At 66.2% G+C, this 16356-nt stretch carries 12 protein-coding genes, 1 tRNA gene and 1 pseudogene; 9 read left to right on the top strand and 5 right to left on the bottom strand.

Going from position 1 to position 16356, the window contains the following annotated elements; translation table 11 throughout:
• Nucleotides 1-17: 17 nt before the first annotated feature.
• Nucleotides 18-2615, top strand: a complete 2598-nt coding sequence (locus tag ACTJKF_RS14395; protein ID WP_440624188.1) for a DNA topoisomerase III — start codon at nucleotides 18-20, stop codon at nucleotides 2613-2615.
• A 125-nt stretch (nucleotides 2616-2740) separates the two neighbouring features.
• Here ACTJKF_RS14395 and ACTJKF_RS14390 read toward each other — a convergent pair whose 3' ends face one another.
• On the bottom strand, nucleotides 2741-3790 hold the full coding sequence (locus ACTJKF_RS14390; RefSeq protein WP_440624187.1) for a LysR family transcriptional regulator: 1050 nt from the start codon (nucleotides 3788-3790) through the stop codon (nucleotides 2741-2743).
• A 426-nt stretch (nucleotides 3791-4216) separates the two neighbouring features.
• Here ACTJKF_RS14390 and ACTJKF_RS14385 point away from each other — a divergent pair, with 426 nt between their 5' ends.
• On the top strand, nucleotides 4217-5230 hold the full coding sequence (locus ACTJKF_RS14385; RefSeq protein WP_440624186.1) for a D-2-hydroxyacid dehydrogenase family protein: 1014 nt from the start codon (nucleotides 4217-4219) through the stop codon (nucleotides 5228-5230).
• 60 nt (nucleotides 5231-5290) lie between these two features.
• On the opposite strand, the gene ACTJKF_RS14380 is transcribed toward ACTJKF_RS14385, so the two are convergent.
• Both ACTJKF_RS14380 and ACTJKF_RS14375 read right to left on the bottom strand, forming a co-directional pair.
• The gene (locus ACTJKF_RS14380; protein WP_440624184.1) at nucleotides 5291-6157 is read right to left on the bottom strand and encodes a patatin-like phospholipase family protein; all 867 of its coding nucleotides are present in this window, start codon (nucleotides 6155-6157) and stop codon (nucleotides 5291-5293) included.
• Between the two features lie 8 nt (nucleotides 6158-6165).
• Complete coding sequence (locus tag ACTJKF_RS14375; protein ID WP_257773942.1) at nucleotides 6166-6570, bottom strand: PaaI family thioesterase; 405 nt, start codon at nucleotides 6568-6570, stop codon at nucleotides 6166-6168.
• Nucleotides 6571-6759: 189 nt separating this feature from the next.
• Between ACTJKF_RS14375 and ACTJKF_RS14370 the strand changes: the two genes are divergently transcribed.
• The 3 genes and pseudogenes from ACTJKF_RS14370 to ACTJKF_RS14360 form a co-directional block, all read left to right on the top strand.
• Nucleotides 6760-6835: transfer RNA gene (locus ACTJKF_RS14370), tRNA-Lys, on the top strand.
• 188 nt (nucleotides 6836-7023) lie between these two features.
• Nucleotides 7024-8073: a DUF3592 domain-containing protein gene (locus tag ACTJKF_RS14365; RefSeq protein WP_440624183.1), complete on the top strand. Its 1050-nt coding sequence runs from the start codon at nucleotides 7024-7026 to the stop codon at nucleotides 8071-8073.
• A 63-nt stretch (nucleotides 8074-8136) separates the two neighbouring features.
• Nucleotides 8137-8247: pseudogene (locus ACTJKF_RS14360) on the top strand (alpha/beta fold hydrolase); the annotation flags it as partial.
• Between the two features lie 33 nt (nucleotides 8248-8280).
• Here ACTJKF_RS14360 and phnY read toward each other — a convergent pair.
• Both phnY and phnA read right to left on the bottom strand, forming a co-directional pair.
• On the bottom strand, nucleotides 8281-9735 hold the full coding sequence (gene phnY, locus ACTJKF_RS14355) for a phosphonoacetaldehyde dehydrogenase (RefSeq protein WP_440624182.1): 1455 nt from the start codon (nucleotides 9733-9735) through the stop codon (nucleotides 8281-8283).
• 27 nt (nucleotides 9736-9762) lie between these two features.
• Entirely contained in the window at nucleotides 9763-11001 is a 1239-nt protein-coding gene (phnA, locus tag ACTJKF_RS14350; RefSeq protein ID WP_440624181.1) for a phosphonoacetate hydrolase, read from the bottom strand.
• 218 nt (nucleotides 11002-11219) lie between these two features.
• On the opposite strand from phnA, the gene ACTJKF_RS14345 reads away from it, so the two are divergent.
• The 4 genes from ACTJKF_RS14345 to ACTJKF_RS14330 form a co-directional block, all read left to right on the top strand.
• Nucleotides 11220-12275, top strand: coding sequence for a putative 2-aminoethylphosphonate ABC transporter substrate-binding protein (locus tag ACTJKF_RS14345; RefSeq protein WP_440624180.1), 1056 nt, complete (start codon nucleotides 11220-11222; stop codon nucleotides 12273-12275).
• Nucleotides 12276-12386: 111 nt separating this feature from the next.
• Nucleotides 12387-13478, top strand: coding sequence for a putative 2-aminoethylphosphonate ABC transporter ATP-binding protein (locus tag ACTJKF_RS14340; protein ID WP_440624179.1), 1092 nt, complete (start codon nucleotides 12387-12389; stop codon nucleotides 13476-13478).
• Nucleotides 13475-15202 (top strand): putative 2-aminoethylphosphonate ABC transporter permease subunit, encoded by a 1728-nt coding sequence (locus ACTJKF_RS14335; protein WP_440624178.1) that lies wholly within the window; start codon nucleotides 13475-13477, stop codon nucleotides 15200-15202. The genes ACTJKF_RS14340 and ACTJKF_RS14335 overlap by 4 nt, the downstream gene beginning before the upstream one ends.
• Before the next feature lie 48 nt (nucleotides 15203-15250).
• On the top strand, nucleotides 15251-16356 hold a 1106-nt coding region (locus ACTJKF_RS14330; RefSeq protein ID WP_440624177.1), incomplete at its 3' end, for a 2-aminoethylphosphonate--pyruvate transaminase.

The raw sequence follows: 16356 nt of genomic DNA, 5'->3' as shown, positions 1-16356 counted from the left end.
ACCAACACACACCTGTCATGTCCAAAGCACTGATCATTGCGGAAAAGCCTTCTGTCGCGAACGACATCGCGCGCGCTTTGGGCGGCTTTACCAAGCATGACGAATACTACGAGAGCGACGAATTCGTCCTGTCGTCCGCGGTCGGCCACCTGCTGGAAATCGCCGCCCCGGAAGAGTACGAGGTCAAGCGCGGGAAATGGAGCTTCGCCCATCTGCCCGTCATCCCCCCGCATTTCGACCTGAACCCGATCGCAAAAAGCGAATCGCGGCTGAAGGTCCTTACCAAGCTGATGAAGCGCAAGGACGTCGATCGCCTGATCAACGCATGTGACGCGGGGCGCGAGGGCGAGCTGATTTTCCGCCTGATCGCGCAGCACGCGAAGGCGAAGCAGCCGGTCCAGCGCCTGTGGCTGCAATCGATGACGCCGCAGGCAATCCGCGACGGTTTCGCGAACCTGCGCAGCGACACGGACATGCAACCGCTCGCCGACGCCGCACGTTGCCGCTCGGAAGCCGACTGGCTCGTCGGGATCAACGGCACGCGCGCGATGACCGCGTTCAACAGCAAGGGCGGCGGCTTCTTCCTGACGACCGTCGGCCGGGTTCAGACGCCAACGTTGTCGATCGTCGTCGAACGTGAAGAGAAAATCCGCCGTTTCATCCCGCGTGACTACTGGGAAGTGAAGGCCGAGTTCGCGTGCGCCGGCGGCTTCTACGAAGGCAAGTGGTACGACCCGAAATTCAAGCGGGACGAATTCGATCCGGAAAAGCGCGACTCCCGCCTGTGGAGCCTGCCCGCCGCCGAAACCATCGTCGCCGCTTGCCGCGACCAGGTCGGCACGGTGTCCGAGGAATCGAAACCGTCGACCCAGCTGTCGCCGCTGCTGTTCGACCTGACAAGCCTGCAGCGCGAGGCGAACAGCCGCTTCGGCTTCTCCGCGAAGAACACGCTCGGTCTCGCGCAGGCGCTGTATGAAAAGCACAAGGTGCTGACGTACCCGCGTACCGACGCGCGCGCGCTGCCGGAAGACTACCTCTCGACCGTGCAGTCCACGCTCGAGATGCTCAAGGAGAGCAACAACTACCTGCCGCACGCGAAGCAGGTGCTCGACAAGGGCTGGGTGAAGCCGAACAAGCGGATCTTCGACAACTCGAAAATCAGCGACCACTTTGCAATCATCCCGACGCTGCAGGCGCCGAAGTCGCTGTCCGAGCCGGAGCAGAAGCTGTACGACATGGTCGTGAAGCGCTTCCTCGCGGTGTTCTTCCCTGCCGCCGAATTCCGCGTCACGACGCGGATCACCGAGGTCGCCGGCCATCACTTCAAGACCGAAGGCAAGGTGCTGGTCGAGCCGGGCTGGCTGCAGGTGTACGGCCGCGACGCCGAAGGCGCGGACGCGAACCTCGTGCCGGTGCAGAAGGACGAGAAGGTGAAGACGGACGAGATCGCCGCCGTCGCGCTCGTGACGAAACCGCCCGCACGCTACTCGGAAGCCACGCTGCTGTCCGCGATGGAAGGCGCGGGCAAGCTCGTCGAGGACGACGAGCTGCGCGAGGCGATGGCCGCGAAGGGCCTCGGCACGCCGGCGACGCGCGCGGCGATCATCGAAGGCCTGCTCGGCGAGAAGTATCTCGTGCGCGAAGGCCGCGAACTGATCCCGACCGCGAAGGCATTCCAGCTGATGACGCTGTTGCGCGGGCTCGGCGTGAAGGAACTGACCGCGCCCGAGCTCACCGGCGAATGGGAATACAAGCTGTCGCAGATGGAGCGCGGCAACCTCGGGCGCGATGCGTTCATGCAGGAAATCGCCCGCATGACGCAGCAGATCGTCAAGCGCGCGAAGGAATACGATTCCGACACGATCCCCGGCGATTACGCGACGCTCGAGACGCCGTGCCCGAACTGCGGCGGCCAGGTGAAGGAAAACTACCGCCGCTTCGCGTGCACGAAGTGCGAGTTCTCGATCTCGAAGATTCCGGGCAGCCGGCAATTCGAGATCGCGGAAGTCGAGGAACTGCTGCGGGAGAAAACCATCGGCCCGTTGTCCGGTTTCCGCAGCAAGATGGGCCGTCCGTTCTCGGCGATCCTCAAGCTCTCGTTCGACGACGAAACGAAGAACTACAAGCTCGAGTTCGACTTCGGCCAGGACCAGGGCGGCGAGGAAGGCGAAGCGCCCGACTTCTCCGCGCAGGAACCGGTCGGTGCGTGCCCGAAGTGCAAGGGCCGCGTGTTCGAGCACGGGATGAGCTATGTGTGCGAGCACTCGGTCGCGAATCCGAAGACCTGCGACTTCCGTTCGGGCAAGGTGATCCTGCAACAGGAAATCACGCGCGAGCAGATGGCCAAGCTGCTTGCCGACGGCCGCACGGATCTGCTGCCGAACTTCAAATCGTCGCGTACGGGCCGCAACTTCAAGGCGTTCCTCGTGAAGCAGCCGGACGGCAAGATCGGTTTCGAGTTCGAGAAGAAGGAACCGAAGGCTGCTGCCGCGAAGAAGACGGCAAAATCGGCGACGAAGGATGCCGAAACCGTGACGGAGGGCGTCGACGAGAAACCGGCACCGGCGCGCAAGACCGCCGCCCGCAAGACGACGGCGCGCAAGACGGGTTCGTGACAGCCGGCCGCCGGGGCCTCCCCGGCGCGTCGCACGCCGGCCAACGGCAATAAAAAACGCGGATCGATCGCTCGATCCGCGTTTTTTATGGGTGCCGGCGCAATCGGTGCGCGAGCGCCGCGGCGTTACAGCGGCGACGGCACCGCGACGCGCGCGCGCGGCGAGCGCGCCACGCGCGGCTGCAGGTTCGGGTCGGTCGACTCCGACGGCTCGGCGCGCATCTCCACACCGATCGGAGCAGGCGTCGCACCCTGCGCGGCCCATTGCTCGCCCATCATCGCATCGGTCGAGTGGCTGAAATACTCGACGAGGTGATCGATGAACGTGCGCACCTTCGCGGGCAGATGGCGCCGGCTCGGATACGCAATGTTGATCTCGACTTGCGGCAGCCGGAAATCCGGCAGCAGCCGCACCAGCGCGCCGCGCGCGATATCGCTGCCGATCAGGTAGCTCGGCAGGATCGCGATGCCCATGCCGAGCAGCGCGAACTGGCGCAGCATCGCGGTGTTGTTCGCGACGATCAGGTTGGTCGGGCGCACGCGCACTTCGCCGTCCGGCCCCGTGAACACGCGCTCGTCGCCCCAGTATTCGGTCGGCAGGCTCAGCGCCGGGTGTTCGGCGAGCTGCTCCGGGTGGGTCGGCACGCCGTGCTTTTCCAGATAGCTCGGCGTCGCGCACACGGTCATGCAGCCGGTGGTCAGCCGACGCGTGACGATGCTCGCGCTGCGCATCTGGCGCGTGACGACGATGCCGACGTCGAAACCTTCCTCGACGAGATCGACCTGGCGGTCGACCAGCGTCAGATCCGGCACCACTTTCGGGAAATTCTCCGTGTACGACTGCAGGACGGGGGCGAGGTTGTGCAGGCCGAACACGACCGGCGCGACGATGCGCAACGTGCCGACCGGCTCGTGATTGCGCGCGACGACCATCTGTTCGACATCCTCGAGCTCATCGAGAATCTGGCGCGCCCGCTCCAGATAGACCTGGCCCGACTCCGTCAGCGAAAGGCTGCGCGTGGTGCGGTTCAGCAACCGCGTGCCGAGCCGGCCTTCGAGATCGGCGACGTGACGCGTCGCGACCGCGTTGGAGATATCCATTGCACTCGCGGCCCGCGCGAAACTGCCGAGATCCGCAACCTTGACGAACACGCGCATCGACTGCAAATGATCCATAAACGACTCCTGCCGCTGTTACAACTTCAAAAAGATGATGCAAATGCGTAATTCTCCTACGACAGCGGAAATGATGCAGAGTTGCTCAACAAGGTGCCGGATAGCGATAAAAATAGTCAAAAATCCTCACCTATTGCGAACGGATGATCCAATTATTCTGATTGAAGCAACAATTGGGTGAACCTCGTCCGGTATACGTCCGAATCAGGAAGGACGTATTTGATGCGACACAGCAGCGCACCCCGCCGCACCACGCGGAAGGCGCCCGGGATCAGGCCGCCGCCGATTGCGGCGGAGCGTAACAACCTGTTAAAAAGACCCCACGGCGGGCGCCGACGTAGCATCATGTCGGCCCCGGCCGGGCGGGACGGGTGCGCGACGTGCGCCGCCGCCACTGCCGCTTTCAACGCGCGACTCCCGCTGACCATGAAAATTGCCATCCTCGACGACTACCAGGACGCCGTCCGCAAGCTGAACTGCTTCGAGATGCTTGCCGAGCACGACGTGAAGGTCTTCAACAACACGGTGCGCGGCCTGGGCCAGCTCGCGAGCCGTCTGGCGGAAGTCGAGGCGCTCGTGCTGATTCGCGAGCGCACGCCGATTTCGTCGCAACTGCTCGCCAAGCTGCCGAATCTGCGCATGATCAGCCAGACCGGCCGCATCTCGAGCCACATCGACCTCGAAGCCTGTACCGACCGCGGCATCGCGGTGCTCGAAGGCACGGGTTCGCCGGTCGCGCCGGCCGAGTTGACCTGGGCGCTCGTGATGGCCGCCCAGCGCCGCATTCCGCAATACGTCGCGAACCTGAAGCAGGGTGCGTGGCAGCAGTCGGGCCTGAAGACGTCGGCGTTGCCGCCGAACTTCGGCCTCGGCCAGGTGCTGCGCGGCCAGACGCTCGGCATCTGGGGCTACGGGAAGATCGGCCGGCTGGTCGCCGGCTACGGCAAGGCGTTCGGGATGAACGTGCTGATCTGGGGCCGCGAGCACTCGCTCGAAGCCGCGCGCGCCGACGGCTACACGGCCGCCGAGAGCCGCGAAGCGCTGTTCGAGCAGAGCGACGTGCTGTCGCTGCACCTGCGCATGCACGACGACACGCGCGGGATCGTCAAGCAGGAAGACCTGATGCGGATGAAGCCGACGTCGCTGCTCGTCAACACGAGCCGCGCGGAGCTGCTCGAGGAAAACGCGCTCGTCAACGCGCTGTCGCACAACCGCCCGGGCATGGTCGTGATCGACGTATTCGAGAGCGAGCCGATCCTGCAGGGCTACAGCCTGCTGCGGATGGAAAACGTGATCTGCACGCCGCACATCGGCTACGTCGAGCGCGAAAGCTACGAGCTTTATTTCAGCGCCGCGTTCCGGAACATCCTCGCGTTCGACGACGGCGACATGTCGAGCGTCGCCAATCCGGAAGCGCTGACGCCGCGCCGCGTGCGCTGATGAATAGGCGGGGCCGCGCTCGCCGCACGGCCCTGCTGCCGGCTTCCCGCCTTCCCTTCTTCAGGCGGCCACGCGACTGCCTGTCATCGCGTCGACGCGCGTGAGGAAATGCTCGCCGTCGCGCCGCCCGAGATCGTACGCATGCCGCATCTGCGACGGGCTCGTGTAATCCCAGCTCGAAATCGGCACCTTGCTCGACGGTTGCACGTAGAGCCGCCGCTGGTCGCCGTGCGCGACCGTGAACATCTGCGGGCGCGGATACCGCCGCGTGACGAGCACCAGCACGTCGCCCGGCGACGCGTCGAGCGCACCGACCGGCACGTTGTCGACCATTCCGCCGTCGAGCACCGGCCGGCCGTCGCGGCGCAGCACCGGCGTAAACGGCGGCGTGCACGACGACTGCAGGATCAGGTCGGCGAGTGCGTCCACACTCGTGCAGGACTGCGCGCGCACGAACTCGGGCCGGAAGCCGAGCGTGCGCCCGAGCGTCGGATGCAGCGTCTTGCGCAGGTACTTTTCGATGTTGTACGCGATGAGGCCCGCGGCGACCGCGCTGCGCGCGCCGAGCCAGCGCGGCACGTGCGACAGGCCGATGCGGATCTCCGGTGCGTCGGCGAGTTGCCGAAACGGCTCGCCGTAGATGTCGAGCAGCGCCTGACGGTAGATCCGGTAATGCGGAAACACGGGCTCACGCCCGAACAGGTTGCCCCAGTACGCGTTCTTGCGGTTGTGGCGCAGCGCCTCCTCGTAATAGCGCATCACCCATGCGGCATCGCGCGTATACAGCATGCAGGCGGTCGCCGCGCCGGCCGAGATGCCCGCGATCACGCGCGGACGCAACTCGAGCGCCGGCCGCGCGACGTCCCAAAAGCCGGCCTGCCACCAGCAGCGATTGCCGCCGCCCGCGAACACGATCTGGTCGAACATCGCGCCGCTCAGCTGACGAGCGCGTAGGTCGACGTCGCGTGCACGGCCATCTTGCCGTCCTCGTCGAACAGCTCGACTTCGCCGAACACCAGGTTGCGGCCCATCCGCAGCACGCGCGCGGTGACGAGCACGTCGCCTTTGCGCACCGGGCGCATGAAGTTCGTGTTCAGCGACACGGTCGTCATCGGCCGGAACTCGCCGAGCGCGGCCGAGATCGCGATCACCATCGCGGTGTCGGCGGCAGCCGTGAACACCTGGCCGCAGATGACGCCGCCCGAGTGACGGAATTCGCCGGAAAACGGCAGGCGCATCGTGACGCTGTCATCGCCGATCGATACGGGGACCAGACCGAGCGAGCGGACCCACGGGGCCAGCAGGCGATCCAGCAATTCGCGGACTGCGTTTTCGTCCATCTTCGAATGCCCTGAGAGCGTTGCGCGACCGTCGCGCAACAGGTGGACGTCATCATACCGGGAGCGGGCCAACTGCGATCGCTCGTTACCGCGCCGACAGCCGCCGTTGTCGAGACGAAATATTTTGAGGAAATTTCGAGAAAAGGCTTGCCAAGGTCGAAATACCCATGCATAATCTTTCTTCTGTTGGGGGCGTTAGCTCAGTTGGTAGAGCAGCGGACTCTTAATCCGTAGGTCGAGTGTTCGAGTCACTCACGCCCCACCAGGAATTCCAAAGGCCGGTCAGCGCAAGCTGACCGGCCTTTTTCCTTTTCCGGCGCCGCCCGGCTTCTCCCCCTCTCGCGACAGGCCATCACATTGATGCCTCGTCGATGCGCTTTCCGCTAGAATCGTCCGACAAATATCACACAACCGGCACGGCGATCGCCGAATCGCCGCCGACACTGAGAGAGCATGGGACGTCAGACATGGAATCATGTGAGCGAGACGCGACCATTCAGAGGGCATGGTCACGCCGATATCGGCGCGCACGTCGAGTCGCGCCATCCACCCGATCGCACCCGAACCCATCGCACGACGCGCCCAGCGGATCCGGTCATGCTGCGTAGGGACGCGCTCGTCGCATTCACGCTCGGCGTTGCGCTGCTCGTGGTCGCCACCGTGCTCACCTTCACCGCGACCGGCACGGCCGGGCATCTGGTTCGCGCGCCGGGCACGGTCGTGCGCATCGTGCAGGACAGCGACGCGATGCACGCTTACCGCCCGATCGTCGCCTACCTCGCGAACGATGGCCGGCGCCGCGAAGTCGCCGGCAATACCGCGTCGATGGTTCCGGCATACGACATCGGCGAAAGCGTCGATGTCCTCGTCGACCCGGACCTTCCGGGCCGTCCCGCACTGATCGACGATTTCGCGCAACGCTGGCTTCCCGTCGCGGTGCCGGCATTGCTCGCGGTCGCGTCACTTGCGATCGGCGGCCTGCTGGTCGCAAACGAGCGCCGCAGCCAGCCAGTCGGCACGCATTCCGCACCGGCCGCCGGCAAGACAACCCGGCGCCGCTTGAATATCGCGATGGTGCTGATCCCGATCGCGATCGGCACCGGCTTCCTCGCCGGCGCCGGCGCGGCCGGGCTGCGCCAGTGGCAGATCGCCCGGCATTACGCGCACTCGACCGGCCATGTCGTCGAGATCGCCGAAAACGCGCACTCGCCGCGCACCCGCACGCCGCGCTATTCGGCGATCGTCGCATTCACGACAGACAGCGGCCGCCCGATCACGTTCGCGCAAGGCTCGGCTTCATCGCATCCCGGGCTGTACGAAGGCGAGATCGTCAACGTGCTGTACGACCCCGTCACCCCCGAACGCGCGGTCATCGACCAGTTCTGGGACAGGTGGGGGCTCACGGCGATCCTGTTCACGATCGGTGCGCCCTTCCTCGTCGCGGGATTGTTCGTCGCCGGGGCCCTGTGGCCCGAGCATCGGCCGCACGACCTCGCTGAATGACGCGCGCGACGCGGCGCGCGCATCGGACCGCCATGTGAAGCGGCCATCGTCCGCGTCGAATGTGCTGCGCCCGAGCGCCTCGCGAACGGCAAGCCGATCAGGGTGCCGCGCGCGGGTCACCTGGTCCAGGAAGATGCGCCGGAAGCGAACGTCGCCGCCGTGCTCGACCGGTAGGCGCACCCGCGCGGGCGCATGGCACCGTACGGCTTACCAGGGCAGCGAATAGGTCTTCGTATTCGTGAAGCTCTTCATCGCCTCCTGCACGCCTTCCTTGTAGCCGAGGCCCGAATCCTTCACCCCGCCGAACGGTGTCAGTTCGAGCCGGTAGCCCGGCACCTCGCGCACGTTCACGCTGCCCACCTCGAGCTCGGTGATGAAGCGCGTGATGCTGTCGAAGCGGTTCGTGCAGACCGACGACGACAACGCATAGTCGGTGCTGTTCGACATCCGGATCGCCTCGTCGATGTCGCGAAAGCGCATGATCGGCGACACGGGCCCGAACGTCTCGTACTTCACGAGCGGCATGTCGGGCGTCACGCGATCGATGACGGTCGGCGAATACAACGCCCCGTCGCGCACGTTGCCGACCAGCAGCCGCGCGCCGCGCGCAATCGCGTCGTTCACCTGCTGCTCGCAGAACTTCGCGGCCGCTTCGTCGATCACCGTGCCCATGTCGACCGACGGATCGGCCGGGTTCCCGTAGGCCCACGCGCGGGTCTTCTCGACGACCAGCTCGGTGAAGCGATCGGCCACCGCCTCGTGCACGAGCATCCGCTTGATCGCGGTGCAGCGCTGCCCCGAGTTCTTGTAGGAGCCCGACACGGCAAGCGTGCTCGCTTCGTCGAGATCGGCATCTTCCATCACGATGATCGGATCGTTGCCGCCGAGCTCGAGCACGGCGCGCCGGTAGCCCATCCGCGACGCGATCGACTTGCCGATCGACACGCCACCGGTGAACGTGATCAGGTCGATCGCCGGGTTCGTGATGAGCTCGTCCGCGATGTCCTTCGGATCGCCGGTGATCACCTGCAGCATCTGCGGCGGCAGGCCGGCTTCATACAGGATGTCCGCGAACAGGTAGCACGACAGCGGCACCTTCTCCGACGGCTTCACGACGATCCGGTTGTTGGTCGCGACCGACGGCACGACCTTGTGCGCGACCTGGTTCATCGGATGATTGAACGGCGTGATCGCGGAAATCACGCCGAGCAGCGGCTCGCGCTGCGTGTACACGCGGCGCTTCTTGCCATGCGGCGTCAGATCGCACGAGAAGATCTGGCCGTCGTCCTTCAGCACTTCGCCCGCGCCGAACGTGAGCACGTCGGCGACGCGCCCGGCTTCGTACGTCGAATCCTTGATGCACAACCCGGCCTCGGCCGTGATCAGCGCCGCGATCTCGGCGGTGCGCGCACGCACGATGTCGGCTGCACGGCGCAGGATCGCCGCGCGCTCGTGGCGCGTGAGCGACGGCCGGTACGCACGCGCGACCGCAAACGCGCGCCGCACGTCGTCGAGCGTCGCCTTCGGCACGGTCCCGACGAGCGACCCGTCGTACGGGTTGCGCACCTCGATCACCGCGTCGCGGTAAATCTTCTCACCATCGATTCGCAGTGCTTCACGATGAAGCCCGCGGACCTCCGTCGATGCTGCAATGGCGTTCATGAGTGTCTCCTGGCGGATGCGTCCGCGTCACTGCAGATGGTTGAGCGCGATGTCGATGATGTCGAAGTTGCGCAGCCGCGCGCGGCCCGTGACGGCACTCGCGACCGGCTTGCTGAAGATCAGCGGCACGATCTGCTCGGAGATCCCGCCGTGCGAGCGCAGCGGCACGTCGAGGCCCGACAGGTCGTGCTTGATGCGGCGCGTGCCGAGCACGACGTCCTGCTTCGAGATCACGATCAGGTCGCCCATCCGGTCGGGCGGCAGCTCGAAGCGCGCGCAGCCTTCGGCGCCGTTCAGCACGACCTCGATGCCGTCGACCGCGGCAAGCCGCGCGCGCAGCGCGTCGGTGTCCGCGCCGTCCGGCACGTAGACGGTCGCGAACGAGCCGAGCGCGCCGTGGTGCACGACGTACGGGTCGGTGATCGGCAGGATCACGCGCGCCGCATCGTGGCCGAGCCACTCGTCGAACAGTTCCTGCAGGTAGATCACGTTCGGCTCGCCGGTCTCGCCGTCGTGCTTCGCGTTCATCCCGTGGTCGGCCGTGATCGCGACGATCGCGCCGAGTTCGTCGAGCCGCTTCAGGTACGTGTCCATCATCTGGTAGAACGCGTTCGCCCCATCGGTGCCGGGCGCGCACTTGTGCTGCACGTAGTCGGTCGTCGACAGGTACATCAGGTCGATCGGGCGGGTCTCGAGCAGGCGCACGCCGGCCGCGAACACGAACTCCGACAGGTCCGCGCTGTACACGCTCGGCACCGGCTTGCCGACCAGCTCGAGCACGTTGTCGATGCCGTTCTCGGCGAGGCTGGCTTCATCGGCCTTCTCCGACGAGAAGCAGATGCCCTTGAGCCCCTTGCCGAGCAGGCGGCGCAGCTTGTCCTTCGCGGTGACGACCGCGACGCGCGCGCCCTGCTCCGCGAAGGTCGCGAGCACGGTGGGTGCGACGAGGTACTTCGGATCGTTCATCAGCACCTCGGCGCCGGTGTCGCGATCGTAGAAGTAGTTGCCGCTTATCCCGTGGATGGCCGGCGGCACGCCGGTAACAATCGACAGGTTGTTCGGGTTCGTGAAGCTCGGCACCACGCATTCGCCCTTGAGCGCCGTGCCCGGCTTCAGCAGCGTGCGCAGGAACGGCGCGACGCCGGCCTCGGCCGCCATCTCGAGATATTCATAGGCGCAGCCGTCGACACAGACGACCACCACGGGACGGCTCATCCAGTTGTAGCGACGGCCGTTCACTTCCACGGATACAGGCGTTTCAGTCATGACGTTCAGTCCTTTCGGTTCGAAGGGGGTTGAGCTATCGGCGCCCGCGCCGCGCCGAGGAGGTGTTTTCCATGCTTGACATTAAAATTGATGATTTGTAGATTGTCAACAACATGCAGAGAACAGAAAGCAAAATACGGAAGCACGAGGCAGTACAAAGAGGGCTGGTCTCCACTCATTCGCCGCGTGCCGCGGCGCCACAGTCAAGGGGTCTGAAGATGAACCAAGTGCCGGTACACAAGCGTTTCAATGGATGGGCAACGGGCGCGGCCCGTGTCGCGCTGGCCGCCGCGGTGGCGCTCGGCGCCGCGCAGGCGGCGCACGCGAAGACGTCGCTGCTCGTCTACACCGCGCTGGAAGACGAGGCGATGAAGCCCTACAAGGACGCGTTCGAGAAGGCGAACCCCGACGTCGAGATCCGCTGGGTGCGCGACTCGACCGGCTCCGTCACCGCGAAGCTGCTCGCGGAGAAGAACAACCCGCGCGCGGACGTCGTGCTCGGCCTCGCCGCGTCGAGCCTCACGCTGCTCGACCTGCAGGGAATGCTGATGCCGTATTCGCCGAAGGGCTTCGACCAGCTCACGCGCAAGTACAGCGATGCGAACACGCCGCCGCACTGGGTCGGCATGGACGTGTGGGGCGCGACGATCTGCTACAACCGCGTCGCCGCGCAGGCGAAGAACATCCCGAAACCGACCTCGTGGGAAGACCTGACGAAGCCGGTCTACAAGGGCGCGATCGTGATGCCGAGCCCGGTCTCGTCGGGCACCGGCTACCTCGACGTGACCGCGTGGCTGCAGACCTTCGGCGACGACAAGGGGTGGAAATTCATGGACGCGCTCGACAAGAACGTCGCGCAGTACGTGCACTCGGGCTCGAAGCCGTGCACGCTCGCCGGCACCGGCGAATTCCCGATCGGCATCTCGTTCGAGTTCCGCGGCCACGAACTGCAGGCGCAGGGCGCGCCGATCGACCTGGTGTTCCCGAAGGAAGGCCTCGGCTGGGACATGGAAGGCACGGCGATCATGAAGACGACCAAGCAACCCGACGCCGCGAAGAAGCTCGCGGACTTCATGGCGAGCAAGGACGCGAACGAGATCACCGCGCGCTGGTGGGCGATCGTCGCGTACCCGGGCGTCGCGCGCAAGCTGACCGGCATCCCGGACAACTACTCGGACCTGCTCGTGAAGAACGACTTCGTGTGGTCCGCGAAGAACCGCCAGTCGATCCTCGATAACTGGCAAAAGCGCTACGGGGCGAAAACGCAGCAATGACGCGGCAGTAACGCCGCACCAGGCAGCGGGGTCGCGCCACGCGCCGCCCCGCCTCCCTTCCCATCGTCGTATCCGGCCCGCGTCCGGGCCGCCCGCAGCGTGGAGGCGTGCATGGCACCCTATCTGAGCGTAGAACGCATCGAAAAGCGGTACAACGACACACAGGTTCTCACCGACATCAACCTGAGCGTGATGAAGGGCGAGATGATCTGCTTCCTGGGGCCATCCGGCTGCGGGAAAACCACGCTGCTGCGGATCATCGCAGGGCTCGAGGCGCAAAACGCCGGCCACATCATGCAGGACGGCCGCGACATCTCGCGGCTGCCGCCGCAACTGCGCGACTACGGCATCGTGTTCCAGTCGTACGCACTGTTTCCGAACCTCACCGTCTTCGACAACGTCGCGTACGGGCTCGTGAACCGCCGGATGAAGCGCGACGCGATCCACGAACGCGTGCATACGTTGCTCGCGCTGGTCGGCCTGCCCGACAGCCATCGCAAGCATCCGGGCCAGTTGTCCGGCGGCCAGCAGCAGCGCATCGCGCTGGCGCGCGCACTGGCGACGTCGCCCGGCCTGCTGCTGCTCGACGAGCCGCTGTCGGCGCTCGATGCGCGCGTGCGCGTGCGGCTGCGCCAGGAAATCCGCGCGCTGCAGCAGGAACTCGGCGTGACGACGATCATGGTCACGCACGATCAGGAAGAAGCGCTGTCGATGGCCGACCGGATCGTCGTGATGAACCACGGCGTGATCGAGCAGATCGGCACGCCGCTCGAAATCTATCGGCAGCCCGCGTCGCCGTTCGTCGCGGACTTCATCGGCCGCGTCAACATGATCCCCGCCGAAGTCGGCCAGGATGGCACGCTGCGCGCGGGCGCCGTCGGCTTCGACTGTCGCCACGGCGCCACCCGGCCAGCCCAGGGCGCGGCCGTGTCGGTCTACGTGCGACCCGAGGACCTGCGCATCCGCATTCCGGGCGAAACCGCCGACAACGTGCTGGCCGGCCGCGTCGAGAAGCTCGAGTTCCTCGGTGCGTTCTGCCGGGTGAGCTTCCGGATCGACGGGCTCGACGGCCAGGAGATCGTCGCCGACCTGTCGTATCACGACGTCGACCGCGCCGGCATGCAGGCCGGCGCACGCATCGACCTCGCGCTCGATCGCGAGCATGTCCGCGTGTTCCCGAGCGCGAAGGAGCGACTGCAATGAGCACCGTCCTCACCGAACGCCGCCGCGGTGCGGCCACCCCCGCCGACGTGCGGCAGATCACGCACTGGCACGACCGCATCGCGCAGCTCGCGCTCGTCGCGATGGCCGCGCTGATGTCGCTGTTCCTGCTGCTGCCGCTCGCGCTCGTCGTGCAGAAATGCTTCGTCGACGCGGACGGCCGTTTCGTCGGCGCGCACAACTTCGTCGAGTATCTCGAGGACAGCGGCGTGCTGCGCTCGATGCTGCATTCGCTGACCGTCGGCGCGCTCGTCACGTCGATCGTCGTGCCGATGGCGTTCACCTTCGCGTATGCACTGACGCGCTCGTGCATGCCGCTGAAGAACGCCGCGCGCACGATCGCGCTGCTGCCGCTGCTCGCGCCGACGCTGCTGTCAGCCGTATCGTTCATCTACTGGTTCGGCAACGCGGGGCTGCTCAAGCCGCTGCTGCACGGCCACTCGATCTACGGGCTGCCGGGAATCGTCGCGAGCATGGTGTACGCATCGTTCCCGCACGTGCTGATGATCCTCGTCACCGCGCTGTCGCTCGCGGACGGCCGCCTCTACGAAGCCGCCGATGCGATGGGCACGAGCGTCACGCGCAAGTTCTTCACGATCACGCTGCCCGGCGCGAAGTACGGGCTGATCAGCGCGACGATGGTGGCGTTCACGATGTGCATCAACGACTTCGGCGTGCCGGTGGTGATCGGCGGCTCGTACAACGTGCTGTCGACCGACATCTACAAGCTGATCATCGGGCTGCAGGACTTCAACCGCAGCGCGGTCGTGAGCCTGATGCTGCTGTGCCCGGCGCTCGTCGCGTTCGGCGTCGACTTCTTCATCCGCCGCCGCCAGCAGTCGCAGCTCGGCGCACGCTCGACGCCGTACCAGCCGAAGCCGTCGCGCGGCTTCGACTTCGCGATGCTCGCGTACTGCGCCTTGGTGTGCGCATTCTTCATCGCGGTGGTCGGCATCTCGGTGTTCGCGTCGTTCGTGAAATTCTGGCCGTACCAGATGACCCTCGGGCTGCAGCACTACAAGATGGGGCTGATCGGCGCCGGCATCTTCGATGCGTACAAGAACAGCCTGCGGATGGCCGCGACGGTTGCACTCGGCGGCACGGTCGTCGTGTTCGGCGGCGCCTACCTGATCGAGAAGACCCGCGGCGCACGCTGGCTGCGCGGCTTCATCAGCCTGTGCGCGATTCTGCCGATGGGCGTGCCGGGCCTCGTGCTCGGCATCAGCTACATCTTCCTGTTCAATGCTCCGGGCAATCCGCTGAACGGGCTGTACGGATCGCTGTGGCTGCTCGCGATCGTCACGGTCGTCCACTACTACGCGTCGAGCCACCTGACCGCCGTCACCGCGCTGCGGCAGATCGACAGCGAGTTCGAGGCGGTGTCGGCGTCGCTGAAGGTGCCGTTCTACAAGACCTTCCTGCGCGTGACCGTGCCCGTGTGCCTGCCCGCGATCCTGCTGATCGCGCGCTACCTGTTCGTCAACGGGATGACGACGGTCTCGGCCGTCGCGTTCCTGTACTCACCGGACACGCAGCCCGCGTCGGTCGCGATCCTGAACCTCGACGATGCGGGCCAGATGGGCCCGGCCGCGGCGATGGCGACGCTCGTGCTCGCGACCTCGTCGTTCGCCTGCGTGCTGTTCGCCTGCATCTCGCACCGCCTGTTGCGCCGCACGCAAGCCTGGCGCACCCCGCATCGCCGTTGATCCCTTAGCCGTATTCACGTGACGTCCCGACTTCACCAAGGAGACACCATGACGCTCGCCACCCAGCCCATCCTGCTCACCCCGGGCCCGCTGACCACCTCCGACCGCACGCGCGACGCGATGCTGCGCGACTGGGGTTCGTGGGACGGCGATTTCAACGCGATCACCGCGCGGCTGCGCGAACGGCTGCTGCAGATCGTGCACGGCGAAGGCACGCACGAATGCGTGCCGTTGCAGGGCAGCGGCACGTTCTCGGTCGAGGCGGCGATCGGCACGCTCGTGCCGCGCGACGGCCACGTGCTCGTGCCGAACAACGGCGCGTATTGCGCGCGCCTCGCGAAGATCTGCCGCGTGCTCGGCCGCAAGCTCACGACGATCGACTACAGCGAGGAGCGCCGCGTCGATCCGGCCGACGTCGAGCGCGCGCTCGCGGCCGATCCGACCATCACGCACGTCGCGCTCGTGCACTGCGAAACCGGCGCCGGCGTGCTGAACCCGCTGCACGACATCGCGCAGGTCGTCGCGAAGCACGGCCGCGGGCTGATCGTCGACGCGATGAGCTCGTTCGGCGCGATCGACATCGACGCGCGCACGACGCCGTTCGACGCGGTGATCGCGGCGTCCGGCAAGTGCCTCGAAGGCGTGCCGGGGCTCGGCTTCGTGATCGCGAAGCGCACGACGCTCGAGCGCTGCGAAGGCAACAGCCACTCGCTCGCGATGGACCTGTACGACCAGTGGGTCTACATGCAGCGCACGACGCAATGGCGCTTCACGCCGCCGACGCACGTGGTCGCGGCGCTCGACGCGGCCGTCGCGCAATACGTCGAGGAAGGCGGGCTCGCCGCGCGCGGCGGCCGCTACCAGCGCAACACGCGCGCGCTGATCGACGGGATGCGCGCGCTCGGCTTCCGGCCGTTCCTCGATCCGGCGATCCAGGCGCCGATCATCGTCACGTTCCATGCGCCGGACGATCCGAACTACGACTTCAAGCGGTTTTACCAGGAGGTCAAAAAGCGCGGCTACATTCTGTATCCGGGCAAGCTGACCGAAGTCGATACGTTCCGCGTCGGCTGCATCGGCCACTTCGGCGAAGCCGGCATTCCGGGCGCGGTCGCCGCGATCGCCGACACGCTGAAGGCGATGGGCGTGCGGCG

It is taken from the genome of Burkholderia sp. 22313 (genome assembly GCF_052045245.1).
In the GTDB taxonomy this organism is placed as follows: domain Bacteria; phylum Pseudomonadota; class Gammaproteobacteria; order Burkholderiales; family Burkholderiaceae; genus Burkholderia.
Note: the sequence above shows the minus strand (reverse complement) of the source record. Positions and strands in the feature narration are given on the sequence as shown.